Genomic DNA, 14,075 nt, shown 5'->3' with positions numbered 1-14,075 from the left:
GGCGGAAAATTCGCCAGCACATCGAGGGAATGAAACAAAGGATAGTGTTTAATATCAATCAACTAGAACTTGTCTGATGCTTATCCGCCCGCTATAACCATCAGCACAGGCTCACCGGGCATCCATCTGCCAGGGTCATCTCAGATACGGAAATAAAAAAGCGGGCCGTCAGAACCCACCGCCAAAGGCATGTGGGCAATCGTGGTAAGGCATCCGCCCGGCGGATGGCACAATCCGTGTTGATAAGGTCAACCGGATATCTGGCACGGAACCCGTGCCGAATGACCCGCATTAGCGCGTCGTGGTAAACCAGCCACTGATAAAAGCATGCTGCAATAACATGATGGTTTTACCATCGCGAATACGGCCATCTTTTATCATCGCCATCGCCTCGCTAAACGGTAATTCCAGCACCTCAATGTCTTCGTCATCCACCCCACCACCGTGGAAACGTTTTTGCGCATCGTCATATTCCGCGGCAAAGAAATGCACCAGTTCAGTCACGCCACCGGGTGACATATACGCTTCAAACAACTTCTCGACCTCACCTATCTCGTAGCCGGTTTCTTCTATTGCCTCATTACGAATGCACTGCTCCGGCGATAAATCATCCAGCAACCCGGCGCACGCTTCCAGCAGCATGCCAGTGTCATTGCCATTAAGGTAAGTCGGCATACGGAACTGGCGCGTCAGCACCACCGTCGCTTTTGCCCGGTTATACAGCAAGATGGTGGCTCCGTTACCACGATCATACACTTCGCGTACCTGCCGCACCGTTCCGCCATTTTTACGCTTTAAATCAAAAACATACTTATGAAGAACAAACCAGTGATCGGACAACAGTTTTTTTTCAAGCACAGTAATAGGTGCAGACATAGGGGTATCCCGGTAACAAAACTCAGCTTCAGATAATAGTCCCACCCCGGTGGGAATGCACTTTTCATCCAATGAAAAATCACAGCGCAAGAAACAATGCTCTGTACACGATAAAGACAAACGCCTTCGCATTTACAGCGAAGGCGTCATACAGATAAACCGCTCAGTATTACTTGCCCAGCAAGGTATCAACCACCAGATACAGATTCAGCGCGACAACCAGACAGACAATGACTTTACCGCTATTTTGCACCAGGCGGCTATTCACCAGATTCCCCATCAGCTCACGGTTGCCGGTAAACGCCAGCAAAGGGATCAGCGCCAGTGCGATACCAAAACTCAGCAATACCTGACTCAGTACCAGTACCCGGGTCGGGTCCATGCCAGAAAGAATAACAATAAAGGAAGGCAGCATAGTCACCACCCGACGTAACCATAACGGAATATGAAAACGCACAAACCCCTGCATCACCACCTGGCCTGCCAGCGTGCCGACTACCGTAGAAGACAGCCCTGCCACCACCAGACTTAAGCCAAAAATGGTGGCAGCCGCCTGCCCTAACAATGGTTTCAACGTCAAATAGGCTTGATCCAGCTCGGCAACCGAGGTGTTACCGCTGAAATGAAAAGCTGCCGCGGCCGTCGCCATCATGGCAAGGTTAACAAAACCGGCAATGGTCATCGCAACGGCTACGTCAACCTTGGTCGCAGAATAGCGTTCGGCGCGGGTCACGTTGCTTTGCTGTTGGGTCAGCGAAGAGTGCAGGTAAATGACATGTGGCATGATGGTCGCACCCAAAACACCGGCGGCCAGAAGCACTGCATCAGAATTCGGCAAGCTTGGCACCAGCATACCGGTTGTCAGCGCAGCCAATTCGGGGCGAGAGAAAATCAGCTCAACAATATAGGCCGCAGCAACAAATAACAGTAACCCGCCAATCACCATTTCCAGAGGCTTCTGGCCACGCTGTTGCAACATCAGGATCAGAAATGTAGCAATCCCCGTCAGGATCGCACCTTCAAGTAACGATACCCCCAGCAGCAGCTTAAAGCCTATCGCCGCACCGACAAACTCAGCCAGGTCGGTTGCCATCGCGATGATTTCAGCCTGCACCCAATAGGCAAAGACCGCCGGTTTAGGAAAGCGATCGCGAATATGCTCAGCCAGATTTTTTCCGGTGGCGATACCCAGTTTCGCTGATAACAGTTGAATCAGCATCGCCATCAGATTGGCCCACACCACGACCCACAGCAGTTGGTAGCCATACGCAGCCCCTGACTGGATATTGGTGGCGAAGTTACCCGGATCGATATAACCGATCGCCGCGATAAAGGCCGGCCCCATCAGGGAAAGCTTGAGCTTTCTTGACGTACGGCTGACTGATTCCACTACACGACTCCCCGGCATATGAGTAACCCTTCTAATGCTACTGTTGTTTTACTACTCTCGCAAAGTTGATAATGATTATCAAGTGCATTTAGAACGGAAGAGATGATTGCTCTGATAGGTAATGATAATGAGGCATCTGTGTCACGAACGATACCCGTTTTGATACGTAAACATTAACAAAATATAAACAAAAAAACGACCAATATGTGATTAGTTTAAAAAAACCTATCCACCGGCGCGTTAATCTCAATCCACCGTCATCGGCAGCCATGGAAAATCCATATAGCATTTTGATTTCATTAAAAAAAACAACAAGAATACTGATGTGTCATCAGCCAGAAACAGATAGGGGGACGAGGCAATAAAGAATGAGCCAGAGAAGGCTTCGGAAGAACTCCGGGGTCGTCACAAACGGGCAGCCCCGGAGAAAAGGGCGACGCGATTACTCTTTAGGTTTAGAAACCGCCACCATCGCCGGGCGCAGCAACCGGCCATTAAGGGTATAGCCTTTTTGCATCACCATCATGACATGATTCGGCTCATGCTCGGCAGATGGCAGCATCGTCATCGCCTGGTGAATCTCCGGGTTGAAGGGCACATTAACTTCAGCGACAACCTCAATGCTAAATTTTTGCACCGCAGACAGCATCGCTTTCAGCGTCAGTTCCACCCCTTCAATCATCGCCGACAATGCCTCGTTAGACTTATCAGCCATCTCAAGCGCACGCTCCAGATTGTCGATAACAGGCAGCATTTCACCGGCGAATTTCTCCAGCGCAAATTTATGTGCTTTTTCTACATCCAGTTCCGCACGGCGGCGCACGTTTTCCATCTCGGCACGAACACGTAATACACTTTCACGCTCACGCTGCTGCGTCTCGCTCAATTGCGCTTCCAGTTCGGCAATACGTTCATCACGCGGGTCAGCCACGTCGGTCGTCTCTGGCTGCGCATCCGCTTGCTGACCTTCCGCCGTGTCCTTTTTATCCAAGACTTGCTCGTCAGGCGACTTCTGTTCTTTACTACTCATGAAATTCTCCGCGTTTTTCGCATTCATCTCGCTAGTTCGCTTATTATGGGGATCAAAACCGGGGTTTCAAGGGAACCACTCATATATTGTTAGCCAACACCGTGGCCTAAAAATGTGAGTCTCCGGTGCTCTTATTGAGGACAACGCACCCAAATGAACAGATCGTTTAATTGCATCGGTATTGTCGGCCATCCACGGCACCCAAACGCACTGAGTACCCATGAAATGCTGTATCATTGGCTGCGCGAGCTAGGGTATCACGTCATAATAGAGCAACAGATTGCCCGCGAATTGCGCCTTGATGATGCCGATACCGGCAGCTTATCCGATATCGGCCAGCAAGCGGATCTGGCCGTCGTGGTCGGGGGGGATGGCAACATGCTGGGAGCCGCGAGGGTGCTGTCACGCTACGACATTGATGTCATCGGCGTTAACCGCGGCAATCTTGGCTTCCTGACCGATCTTGACCCCGACCATACTCAGCAACAACTCAGCGAAGTGCTGGCTGGCCGTTACCTGCGCGAACAGCGTTTTATGCTGGAAGCGCAGATACACCGCGCCAATCATCCCGGCAGCAGCAGTACGGCTATCAATGAAGTCGTGCTACATCCTGGGAAAGTGGCACACATGATTGAATTTGAAGTCTATATTGACGATCGTTTTGCGTTTTCCCAGCGTTCTGACGGCCTGATTATCTCTACGCCTACCGGTTCAACCGCTTACTCGCTTTCCGGGGGCGGCCCGATTTTGACCCCCTCGCTGGATGCAATTGCACTGGTGCCGATGTTCCCGCATACGCTCTCAGCCCGTCCACTGGTCATCAACAGCGGCAGCACCATCCGGTTGAAGTTTTCGCATATCACCCAGGATTTAGAAATCAGTTGTGACAGCCAAATTTCACTGCCAGTGCAAGAAGGTGCGGAGGTGTTAATCCAACGCAGCCAGTACCACCTCAATTTAATCCACCCGGAAAATTATAGTTACTTCAACACATTAAGTAGCAAACTTGGCTGGTCAAAAAAATTATTCTGAAAATAGCCACAGGCTATTTACTGTATAAAAAACCAGTTTATACTGTACGTAATCACAGTTGTTGTTACCTACAGGAAACGATCATGCTGGCGCAACTCACAATCAGTAATTTCGCCATTGTGCGCGAACTGGAAATTGATTTTCAGGCAGGGATGAGCGTCATTACCGGTGAAACCGGAGCGGGTAAATCCATTGCCATTGATGCTCTCGGGCTCTGCCTTGGCCACCGAACCGATGCCAGCATGGTGCGCCCCGGAGCCACCCGGGCCGATCTTTGTGCGCGTTTCTCGGTGTCAGATACACCGGCAGCGTTACGTTGGCTGGAACACAACCAGCTTGATGACAGCAACGAATGTCTGCTGCGGCGAGTGATCAGCGCTGATGGCCGTTCCCGCGCATTTATTAACGGCACAGCCGTTCCATTGTCGCAGTTACGTGAGCTGGGCCAGCATCTGATCCAGGTACATGGCCAGCATGCCCATCAACTGTTATTAAAATCAGACTATCAGCGCCACCTGCTTGATGCCTATGCCGATGAGCCGCAATTACTCACCGCTATGCGCCAGAGCTGGCAGCAGTGGCACCACAGTTGCCGGGTGCTGGCTCAACATCAACAAGCCAGTATTGAGCGGGAAGCCCGCCGGGAATTACTGCAATACCAGCTCAAGGAGCTCAACGAGTTTGCCCCTCAGGCCGGTGAGTACGAACAGATCGATGCGGAATACAAGCGGCTTGCCAATAGCGGGCAACGTCTATCGCTTAGCCAACAAGCGCTACAGCGTCTTAGTGAAGGCGAAGATCAAAACCTGCTCAGTATGCTGCATAGTGCAAAACATCAGCTTGCAGAATTGATAAGCCTGGATGACTCGCTTTCGGGCGTACTTACCATGCTCGAAGAAGCCAGTATCCAGATCAGTGAAGCCAGTGACGAGCTACGCCATTACTGCGACAGAATGGACCTCGACCCAGTTCGCCTTTACGAACTGGAACAGCGTTTATCACGCCAGTTGTCGCTATCACGTAAACACCATGTCGCCGCGCAGGAATTACCGGCTTTCTATCAACAATTGCTTAACGAACAGCAACAACTGGAACAACAGGAAAATGACCATGAAGCACTGAGCCTCGCGGTAGAGCAACATTACCAGCAAGCATTGCATATTGCCGCACAGCTACACCACCGCCGCTGCCAGCATGCCGGTGAGCTGGCACAGTTGATTACAGCCCATATGCACGATCTGGCGATGCCGCATGGTCATTTCACCATTGACGTCACGCTCACCCCAGAAACGCTGACCGCGCATGGCGCTAGCCACATCGAATTCCGGGTGACAACCAACCCCGGTCAGCCACATCAGCCACTGGCAAAAGTGGCATCGGGAGGCGAGCTGTCACGCATTGCACTCATTATTCAGGTTATCGCGGCAAGAAAAATGGAAACCCCGGCACTGATTTTTGATGAGGTCGATGTCGGCATCAGCGGCCCAACGGCTGCTATCGTTGGTAAAATGCTGCGCCAGTTGGGCCTCTCCACCCAGGTCATGTGCGTTACTCATTTGCCACAGGTGGCAGGGTGTGGGCATCACCACTATTTTGTCAGTAAACAAACCGATGGCGCAGTTACTGAAACACGGATGCAGTTACTCGGAAAACGTGAGCGACTACAGGAACTGGCCCGGTTACTTGGCGGGTCTGCCGTGACAAAAAATACGCTGGCAAATGCCAGAGAGCTGCTTGCAGCATAGAGAGAGTCAACTTTTTCGAATTCGCACTGTCTTACAGGCATCTTGCAGGTTTTCAAGTCAGGCAAGGTCTATTATCATCTGCCACCTATGCCCTTAAGGAATCTAATCACTATGCGCTGTAAAACGCTGACTGTCGTCGCCACGGTGGTTGTTGTCATGTTGACTGCCGGTTGTTCCACACTGGAGCGAGTTGTCTATCGGCCAGACATTAATCAGGGGAACTACCTGGCATCCGCTGATGTTGCCAAAATTCATAGCGGCATGACCAAACAGCAGGTCATCTACACGCTGGGCACTCCAATGATGCAAGATCCGTTTGGCTCCGACACCTGGTATTACGTATTCCGCCAGCAACCTGGACATGAAGCGGTTAAACAGCAAACACTGACCCTGACGTTCAACTCACAGGGCGTTCTCTCTCATATGGACAACAAACCCGCAATACAGGCTGAATAATAAAGACGCTGAACCTTATGCTCTGCCTGTATCATGGCAAAAAACAAGGCGCATTCACCGCGCCTTGTTTTTTGAACGCTCCGCTCGCTGGCGGCGCAGCTCTTTGGGGTCTGCCAATAACGGGCGGTAAATCTCAACCCGATCCCCATCACGAACCACATCGGTCAGTTTTACCGGGCGGCTAAAAACCCCTACTTTATTCACGCGCAAGTCAATATCAGGGCGCAACGCCAATAACCCAGACATCTGAATAGCCTGTTCGACACTGCATCCCTCTTCCACCGTCAGCGATTGCAAAAACTGGCGTTCAGGCAGCGCATAAACGACTTCTATACGGATTTCAGGCACTATAAACCTCTTTGGCTCGCTGAGTGAAAGCTTGCACCATGCTGTTAGCCAGCTCTTTGAATACGTTGCCAAATGCCATTTCAATCAAGGCATTTTTAAACTCAAAGTTCAAATTCAGCTCAACTTTACATGCCGCTTCACTTAACGGCGTAAAACGCCAGTCACCATTTAACTGACGAAACGGGCCATCCACCAGTTGCATCGCGATGCACTGATTACTGGTCAACGTATTACGCGTGGTGAACGTCTTACTGATCCCCGCTTTCGACACATCGACAGCCGCCGTCATTTCATTGTCACTGGCTGACAACACACGACTACCGGTGCAACCGGGTAAAAAAGCGGGGTAAGATGGCACGTCATTAACTAACTTATACATCTGTTCAGCGCTGAACGGCACCAACGCTGAACGACTGATTTTAGGCATACTCTTTTCCGTGATTCATAAAGCGCGCAAAATAATACCACTGATAATCAGTCAGACAAAAATTCTGCGAAGGACATCGCACTCGTTCACAAAGCGTGGCATGAATCCCGTCAAGGGATTTCATTCACAACGACAACCAGTATAATGATGGCACTATGACAAAGAAAAAAGCACACAAACCCGGTTCCGCCACCATTGCGCTCAACAAGCGCGCCCGCCACGAATACTTCATAGAAGAAGAGATTGAAGCGGGGCTGGCCCTTCAAGGGTGGGAAGTCAAATCACTGCGTGCGGGCAAAGCCAACATCAGCGACTGTTATGTCCTGATGCGTGACGGTGAAGCCTACCTGTTCGGTGCCACCTTCACACCACTGCACGGTGCTTCAAGCCATGTGGTGTGTGACCCAACGCGTACCCGCAAATTACTGTTGAATCAGCGTGAGCTGGATTCATTGTATGGTCGCGTCAACCGCGAGGGCTATACCGTTGTGGCGTTGTCACTGTACTGGAAAAATGCCTGGTGCAAAGTCAAGATTGGTGTGGCTAAAGGCAAGAAAGAGCACGACAAGCGTGACGACATCAAAGAGCGGGAATGGAAGCTCGATAAGGCACGCATTATGAAAAAGGCCTCGCGCTAACAGTTACTAGCATAGCGAACCCTCTTTCTGTTATAATAACAAGATATCTTGGGGCTGATTCTGGATTCGACGGGATTCGCGAAACCCAAGGTGCATGCCGAGGGGCGGTTGGCCTCGTAAAAAGCCGCAAAAAAATAGTCGCAAACGACGAAACTTACGCCGTAGCAGCTTAATAACCTGCTTGCAGCCCTCTCTCCCTAGCCTCCGCTCTTAGGACGGGGATCAAGAGAGGTCAAACCTAAAAGAGATCGCGTGGATGCCCTGCCTGGGGTTGAAGCGTTAAAACCAATCAGGCTAGTTTGTTAGTGGCGTGTCTGTCCGCAGCTGGCAAGCGAATGTAAAGACCAGACTAAGCATGTAGTACCGACGGTGTAGGAATTTCGGACGGGGGTTCAACTCCCCCCAGCTCCACCAAAATTCTCCATCGGTGATTACCAGAGTCATCCGATGAAGTCCTAATAGCCCGCACGGCGCAAGCTCTGCGGGCTTTTTTGTGCCTTCAATTTGTCCCGCGAAGTCTGATGCCAACTAATTAAATCCGATCCTTTTAGGCACCTTGTTAGGCACCTCATAAAGCATTATTGTTTTTGAGGTGCCTAAAACTATGGAAACACGGCAATGGCAAGACAAACTAAACCTCTATCCGTGAAGGAAATCGAATCAGCCAAACCCAAAGAAGCGGACTATGTTCTCTATGATGGTGATGGCCTTGAGCTACTCATCAAATCCAGCGGGAGTAAAATCTGGCAGTTTCGCTACATTCGCCCTGTTACCAAGAAACGTGCGAAAAAGAGCATAGGCCCCTACCCGTCAGTTACCCTTGCCGATGCCAGAAACTATCGCGCAGAGTCACGCTCTCTCCTGGCGAAACAAATCGATCCACAGGAACATCAGCAAGAACAACTTCGCAGTTCGCTGGAAGCCAAAACCAATACTTTCCAGCTCGTGGCTGAACGTTGGTGGAATGTGAAGAAAGCCAGTGTGACCGAAGACTACGCAGAGGATATCTGGCGCTCTCTTGAGAGAGATGTTTTTCCTGCGATTGGCGACGTTAGCGTTACAGATATTAAAGCTCACACACTGGTTCAGGCCGTCCAACCGGTTCAAGCCAGAGGAGCACTGGAAACCGTTCGTCGCCTTTGCCAACGTATCAATGAAGTCATGATCTATGCCCAAAACACAGGGCTGATTGATGCTGTTCCCAGCGTTAATATCGGTAAAGCCTTCGAGAAGCCTCAGAAAAAGAACATGCCCAGCATTCGTCCCGATCAGTTGCCTCAGTTAATGCAGACGATGCGAACGGCAAGCATTAGTCTTTCAACACGGTGCCTATTCATGTGGCAACTTCTTACTATCACCCGACCTGCCGAAGCGGCTGAAGCCCGTTGGGAGGAGGTAGACATGGAAGCACGAGAATGGAAGATCCCTGCATCACGCATGAAGATGAACCGTGACCATACCGTCCCATTGTCAGATGAAGCAATCGCTGTTCTAGAGATGATGAAACCGTTTAGTGGCAATAGGGAATTCATTTTTCCAAGTCGTTTGAAGCCTACTCAGTCAATGAATAGCCAAACAGTAAATGCTTCACTTAAAAGAGCGGGATTCAGCGGTATCCTTGTATCACATGGGTTGCGTTCAATTGCCAGCACCGCGCTCAATGAGCAAGGTTTCCCTCCTGATGTCATTGAGGCAGCACTTGCTCATGTGGATAAAAATGAGGTGCGTCAAGCCTATAACCGCAGTGATTACCTTGAGCAACGTCGCCCAATGATGCAATGGTGGGCGAACTTTGTTCAAGCGGCAGACCGAGGAAATATTATTGAAGGTGGGTATAACGGCATCAAATTACTAGGCTGTGTCCCTTAACTTAACAACCGCTTTAAAAATAACCTGATCGCCCCCAGCTTTAGCATACTCAGGTAGTTTCTGGCTGTTTTTTCCGAGCGTGTAGCGATACGACGATTTTCTTTGAGTATCGCAAAGCAGCGCTCCACGACATTGCGTTTTTTGTACAGGCCTCTGTCGAGGGGCCGACGTCTGTCCTGACTGGCTTTTTCATTCGATTTAAACGGAATTACCACTTTTATTCCCTTTATTTTCAAATGAATGCGGAGGCTGTTACTTGAGTAACCCTTATCCGCCAGTACCGCTTTCGGACGCGATTTCAGATGCCCACTTCTTCGGATAATCCCGACGCGGTTAAGCAACGTTTCCGCATACCGGCTTTCGTGGGCCTGTCCACCGCTCAGGCAAAAACTTAGCGGTAATCCTGTGCTATCCGTCGCCAGATGGATTTTGGTGCCAAAGCCGCCGCGTGAGCGACCCAGCCCATGGTCCTCGTGTTCATCGGGATGTTTTTTTTCGCACCAGCGGCCGCTTTCAGGGCGCGAACGTTACTGCCATCCAGCGCGATAACATCCCAGTCAATCAGTGCGCCCTCATCCAGAATCTGGAGTAATTTATTGAAAATACTGTTTATTACTCCGGCTTTAGACCACCGGTTAAAGCGGTTGTAAATCGTTTTCCATTGACCATAACGCTCAGGTAAATCCCGCCATGGCGCGCCGGAGCAAAGCACCCAAAATATGCCATTCATGACATGCCGGTGAGCAAAGTAAGGACGGCCGCCTCTGGAAGAGCCTCTTTCAGGCGGCAGCATGGGAGAAATCAGCGCCCATGCATCATCGGGAAAATCGTAACGAGCCAAATTGAAGTACTTTTTGTGGCAAAATCATGTCCCTGATTGTACAAAAAACAGTTACGGGACACAGCCTAACATCGTCGTGTGTTAATCAATGGGGAGCAGGTCAGTTATTTTTAAAGCGGCTGTTAAGTTAAGGGACACATCCTAAAGCGATGGCTGATGGTGAGAGGGTTTAATACTGACTGCCCGTCATACGTCAAGTTGCAGGTGCGTAGGCTTTCCTGCAACTCGAATTATTTAGGGTCTATATTTTTATGCTATAGCGGACAAAATCATCGAGTGTGGCTAATTTGTCATATAATAATCTGGCTGGATTATCTTCTCTGGTATGCCAATATACTTTTGACCACTCCTTCTCTCGAGCTTCATCACAAATAGCGTCTATCAGCGCTTTTCCTACTCCCGATCTGCGGGCCTCAATGTCAACAAACAGATCTTCGAGATAACAAATTGGCTGAGTAGACCATGTGCCCTCATGTAAAACGCATATTGCAAACCCAACAATGTGTTTATTTTTTTCGGCTACCCGGCATATTAATCCAGAGTCTGGCGAAAGCGTTCGCTGCCATGTCGATAAGGTAATCGCATCTGCCAGTTCGGAACCGTAAAAATGCAAATACCCTTTCCAGAGCGTTAACCACGCGTCATAATCGCTTGCTTCGGCTTTACGAATATTAATCATCGAATATCCCTTTGACTAACCAAACAGGCCAGGATGATAACAAGGTTAGCTTGCCTGTATTCATCCTGAACATCATTTTCAGTGGCAGAAAATAAATATCCGCCACCTTATCCCGTTATCTCACGCCAATAAACGTGTTTCACCATTAACTTATCGCGTATTCTGCATCCGTGATACTCGTAATTGATATATGACTAAACATATCAAGCACGAAATTGTGAGCATCCTGAAATGACGTTGCGCACAACATGCCTGCCAATGGCGCGACGTTCTCCAGATAAGTCAGTGTCGTGCTCATTTTTACTTGAGCTGGCAGTGGGTGCCATTCATAAACCCATGGAGACGCGCTGAACGCGCTGGCACCGTTAATACAGGCATAGCCTTCGGGTAAATGGTGGCCGGGAAAGACAAACCAGCCGAAGTAATATTCTTTTGCTGGTGTGTTTTTAATGACATCCGGCACCCAACCTAATTGTGCACTCAGATGTACCTGGTGCAGATTGACGCCCGTCCGTAACTCAAATGCACGCACTACGCTAGCCCCACCCGCCCGATGCCCTATTTCCAGAAAAACCCAGCCCGAAGCATGTTGAAAGACCTCCAGATGAAAGCAGCCCTGTTTGATACCCACGGCTGCAATTACCTGACGGGAGAACGTTAATAGCGTCGCAGGTAGCTCGCACTGTAAAGAACCGAGGGGACTTCCCTGGGCAAAACTCAGGCAATTACCGATATAACGGCTGCTCACACAGAGCTCAATTTCACCAGAACGGACATAGCCATCAATATGCCAGATATCCCCTTCAATAAATTCTTCCACTTGATACCGGGCGGTATTCTGTCGCCTATCAATATCATCGATATGGGTGCTGCGGTTATTCAACGCCAGACGTAATGCATGATGAGAGGGATAAATTTGTACATTCTCACTGGATGCCCCATCCAGCGGCTTAAGTACGATCTGAGTCGATTTGAATGCATCAAGAAGGGTCGGATTATCTAACACGGTATCCAGCGCATGGCATGTAGGTGTCGCCAGCCCCGCTGCCGCCACCGCCGCTTTCATCATCAATTTGTTCCTAAAAAGCTCAACCTCGGCAGCGCTTGGCCCTGGCATACCGAAATAATCTCGAATATGTGCAGCAATATCAATTTGATATTCAGATAGAGCAATAAAGTTTCGTGGTGAGGGTGTTTTTGTTCTCATCATGTCAATCAGAATATCGACACCATCTTGCTCTCGCCATATCCATTTCTCACAGTTCAGCCCGTCAGGAATATCCGCCAGAGCGCTCTGCGTACCAATATAAACGATAGGGTTATCTGTGTGATTAAGTATTTCATCATAACGAACGCAATAAAATGGAACTCTATGCCATATATAAATAACGTCATCCTGCATTTTATGCTTCCCTCCTAATGGCTCTATCACGTCTGGCGCGCTAAAAGGCTGTCACGAGCATTTTAATAAATGTGGTAAAATGCATGTCCGTCCAAATAACGCAGTGTTCCCCAATCACGCAAAACGACCTCTTCAGCGCGATGTTTTAACAGCACCAGCATCGGGTAGGTTGTATCGTCGATGGTTTTGCTAATTTTCTCACCGGGTTTCACGTATTCGCGGATTTCCAACAAACTTTCCAGCTGGTTTATCTGATCTTTATAAGGATAAGACTCAAGTATCCCATCAAAAGGGCTTATCATTGCGACCGAGGCAAAATAATGATGAAGAGGATAAGGAACATCACACATTTCATGGAATTTTGACGGATCGGTATAAGCCAGTCGAGTCCAGTTTATTTGTGATTGCCCCGTGGCAAGCTCGGCATAATAAGGCATATCGCCTCCCGCGATTCGCGCGCCGATTTCAACCAGACAAGGGCCATCATGACACATTTTTATTTCCATATGCCCTGGCCCATACTGAATATTCATCGCGTCAAGCACCTGTAGTGCATAGGAAACTAAAATATCCTGAATCTGCCCCTCGCGTGGCATAATCTGAATGGAATCCCCCATGTCCAAAAATGCATTCGCGCTGATACGGGTCGTTTTCCAAATGTCGGTTACACGGTGTTTCCCTTCACAAGATACGGTATTGACCACATATTCCGTACCCGAAAGATACTCCTGTGCCACCACCTCCTGATTGATTTCCGAAAAGATATTCTTTTTCCCGACAATCGCTTGCAGGGCTGCGTATGACTCATCGGGCGTATCACAGAAGTGTACCCCTTCACCGGCCGCGCTACGGGCAGGTTTTACCACAATCCGCCCCCCGGTCTTGGTATGCCATTCCCGTAGTGCCTCACCATTTGCCGGAAGATATTGCCGCGTTGCGCGAAGACCCACGCTGCGCAGGCGCTCTATCATGGTGTATTTATGACGCCGTGCCGCGCTCAATTGAGTTCCGTTTGACGCAAGCCCCAAACGCTCGCTCAATATGTCAGCCAATTCGACACCGATTTCACCACCAGCAATAATGGCGACAGGGTCAAGATTAGCAACGCGCTGGAGCGTAAGTGATAAATCGCCCTGGTGAATAATATTTTCACAATAATCATCAAGACTGAATGATCCTTTATAAATATCAGGAATATCAGGTGTGCTCTGTACGCGTGCGCAGCGATAGCCATGCTTAATAAATTCAGGTGCTAAACGGCGTGTTGGCGAATACGCATCAACGATAATGACGATACCTTTATTTTCCATATTAATCATCTCACTGTTTATTACGTTTCTCG

The 14,075-nt window shown here is 49.5% G+C and carries 14 protein-coding genes and 1 other RNA gene; 6 read left to right on the top strand and 9 right to left on the bottom strand.

Annotated elements, in window-relative coordinates:
- Positions 1-291 precede the first annotated feature (291 nt).
- From nudK to grpE, 3 genes are all read right to left on the bottom strand, one after another.
- Positions 292-876 (bottom strand): GDP-mannose pyrophosphatase NudK, encoded by a 585-nt coding sequence (gene nudK / locus DAQ1742_RS03865; RefSeq protein WP_035340023.1) that lies wholly within the window; start codon positions 874-876, stop codon positions 292-294.
- Positions 877-1,045: 169 nt separating this feature from the next.
- On the bottom strand, positions 1,046-2,284 hold the full coding sequence (locus DAQ1742_RS03860) for an Nramp family divalent metal transporter (protein WP_035340021.1): 1,239 nt from the start codon (positions 2,282-2,284) through the stop codon (positions 1,046-1,048).
- Positions 2,285-2,708: 424 nt separating this feature from the next.
- On the bottom strand, positions 2,709-3,296 hold the full coding sequence (gene grpE / locus DAQ1742_RS03855) for a nucleotide exchange factor GrpE (protein ID WP_035340019.1): 588 nt from the start codon (positions 3,294-3,296) through the stop codon (positions 2,709-2,711).
- 153 nt (positions 3,297-3,449) lie between these two features.
- On the opposite strand from grpE, the gene nadK reads away from it, so the two are divergent.
- The 3 genes from nadK to bamE all read left to right on the top strand — a co-directional run bounded on the left by nadK (position 3,450) and on the right by bamE (position 6,529).
- Positions 3,450-4,328, top strand: coding sequence for an NAD(+) kinase (gene nadK, locus DAQ1742_RS03850; protein ID WP_035340017.1), 879 nt, complete (start codon positions 3,450-3,452; stop codon positions 4,326-4,328).
- A gap of 83 nt (positions 4,329-4,411) precedes the next feature.
- Positions 4,412-6,073, top strand: coding sequence for a DNA repair protein RecN (recN, locus tag DAQ1742_RS03845; RefSeq protein ID WP_035340015.1), 1,662 nt, complete (start codon positions 4,412-4,414; stop codon positions 6,071-6,073).
- Between the two features lie 111 nt (positions 6,074-6,184).
- Positions 6,185-6,529 carry an outer membrane protein assembly factor BamE gene (gene bamE / locus DAQ1742_RS03840; protein WP_035340013.1) on the top strand — a complete coding sequence of 115 codons (345 nt, stop codon included), beginning with the start codon at positions 6,185-6,187 and terminating at the stop codon, positions 6,527-6,529.
- 54 nt (positions 6,530-6,583) lie between these two features.
- Here bamE and DAQ1742_RS03835 read toward each other — a convergent pair whose 3' ends face one another.
- Positions 6,584-6,877 (bottom strand): RnfH family protein, encoded by a 294-nt coding sequence (locus tag DAQ1742_RS03835; protein WP_035340010.1) that lies wholly within the window; start codon positions 6,875-6,877, stop codon positions 6,584-6,586.
- Positions 6,870-7,304 carry a type II toxin-antitoxin system RatA family toxin gene (locus DAQ1742_RS03830; RefSeq protein ID WP_035340009.1) on the bottom strand — a complete coding sequence of 145 codons (435 nt, stop codon included), beginning with the start codon at positions 7,302-7,304 and terminating at the stop codon, positions 6,870-6,872. The genes DAQ1742_RS03835 and DAQ1742_RS03830 overlap by 8 nt, the downstream gene beginning before the upstream one ends.
- 155 nt (positions 7,305-7,459) lie before the next feature.
- On the opposite strand from DAQ1742_RS03830, the gene smpB reads away from it, so the two are divergent.
- The 3 genes from smpB to DAQ1742_RS03815 all read left to right on the top strand — a co-directional run bounded on the left by smpB (position 7,460) and on the right by DAQ1742_RS03815 (position 9,811).
- A complete protein-coding gene (smpB, locus tag DAQ1742_RS03825; protein WP_035340007.1) occupies positions 7,460-7,942 on the top strand; it encodes an SsrA-binding protein SmpB in 483 nt (160 codons plus the stop codon).
- Positions 7,943-7,992: 50 nt separating this feature from the next.
- Positions 7,993-8,356, top strand: a transfer-messenger RNA (tmRNA) gene (ssrA, locus tag DAQ1742_RS03820).
- Positions 8,357-8,560: 204 nt separating this feature from the next.
- On the top strand, positions 8,561-9,811 hold the full coding sequence (locus DAQ1742_RS03815; protein ID WP_180706233.1) for an integrase: 1,251 nt from the start codon (positions 8,561-8,563) through the stop codon (positions 9,809-9,811).
- Here DAQ1742_RS03815 and DAQ1742_RS03810 read toward each other — a convergent pair.
- The 4 genes from DAQ1742_RS03810 to DAQ1742_RS03795 all read right to left on the bottom strand — a co-directional run bounded on the left by DAQ1742_RS03810 (position 9,808) and on the right by DAQ1742_RS03795 (position 14,043).
- Positions 9,808-10,652 (bottom strand): IS5 family transposase gene (locus tag DAQ1742_RS03810; RefSeq protein ID WP_180706232.1). Its coding sequence is split into 2 segments (ribosomal slippage): positions 9,808-10,307 and positions 10,307-10,652, totalling 846 coding nucleotides; the frame shifts between segments, so codons are not numbered across the junction. The genes DAQ1742_RS03815 and DAQ1742_RS03810 overlap by 4 nt on opposite strands.
- Positions 10,653-10,893: 241 nt before the next feature.
- Positions 10,894-11,331 (bottom strand): GNAT family N-acetyltransferase, encoded by a 438-nt coding sequence (locus tag DAQ1742_RS03805; protein ID WP_035340003.1) that lies wholly within the window; start codon positions 11,329-11,331, stop codon positions 10,894-10,896.
- Positions 11,332-11,476: 145 nt separating this feature from the next.
- Positions 11,477-12,733 (bottom strand): ATP-grasp domain-containing protein, encoded by a 1,257-nt coding sequence (locus DAQ1742_RS03800; RefSeq protein WP_051124007.1) that lies wholly within the window; start codon positions 12,731-12,733, stop codon positions 11,477-11,479.
- A gap of 62 nt (positions 12,734-12,795) precedes the next feature.
- Positions 12,796-14,043, bottom strand: coding sequence for an ATP-grasp domain-containing protein (locus tag DAQ1742_RS03795; RefSeq protein WP_035345742.1), 1,248 nt, complete (start codon positions 14,041-14,043; stop codon positions 12,796-12,798).
- Positions 14,044-14,075: the final 32 nt, after the last annotated feature.

This window comes from Dickeya aquatica, assembly GCF_900095885.1.
In the GTDB taxonomy this organism is placed as follows: Bacteria; Pseudomonadota; Gammaproteobacteria; order Enterobacterales; family Enterobacteriaceae; genus Dickeya; species Dickeya aquatica.
The sequence above is the reverse complement of the archived record's forward strand: the minus strand, read 5'-3'. Positions and strand labels throughout refer to the sequence as shown.

Bases quoted from the DNA above. Each gene is read 5' to 3' on its own strand.
- nudK (WP_035340023.1), bottom strand. From the start codon at position 876: ATGTCTGCACCTATTACTGTGCTTGAAAAAAAACTGTTGTCCGATCAC.
- DAQ1742_RS03860 (WP_035340021.1), bottom strand. From the start codon at position 2,284: ATGCCGGGGAGTCGTGTAGTGGAATCAGTCAGCCGTACGTCAAGAAAG.
- grpE (WP_035340019.1), bottom strand. From the start codon at position 3,296: ATGAGTAGTAAAGAACAGAAGTCGCCTGACGAGCAAGTCTTGGATAAA.
- nadK (WP_035340017.1), top strand. From the start codon at position 3,450: ATGAACAGATCGTTTAATTGCATCGGTATTGTCGGCCATCCACGGCAC.
- recN (WP_035340015.1), top strand. From the start codon at position 4,412: ATGCTGGCGCAACTCACAATCAGTAATTTCGCCATTGTGCGCGAACTG.
- bamE (WP_035340013.1), top strand. From the start codon at position 6,185: ATGCGCTGTAAAACGCTGACTGTCGTCGCCACGGTGGTTGTTGTCATG.
- DAQ1742_RS03830 (WP_035340009.1), bottom strand. From the start codon at position 7,304: ATGCCTAAAATCAGTCGTTCAGCGTTGGTGCCGTTCAGCGCTGAACAG.
- smpB (WP_035340007.1), top strand. From the start codon at position 7,460: ATGACAAAGAAAAAAGCACACAAACCCGGTTCCGCCACCATTGCGCTC.
- DAQ1742_RS03815 (WP_180706233.1), top strand. From the start codon at position 8,561: ATGGCAAGACAAACTAAACCTCTATCCGTGAAGGAAATCGAATCAGCC.
- DAQ1742_RS03805 (WP_035340003.1), bottom strand. From the start codon at position 11,331: ATGATTAATATTCGTAAAGCCGAAGCAAGCGATTATGACGCGTGGTTA.
- DAQ1742_RS03800 (WP_051124007.1), bottom strand. From the start codon at position 12,733: ATGCAGGATGACGTTATTTATATATGGCATAGAGTTCCATTTTATTGC.
- DAQ1742_RS03795 (WP_035345742.1), bottom strand. From the start codon at position 14,043: ATGGAAAATAAAGGTATCGTCATTATCGTTGATGCGTATTCGCCAACA.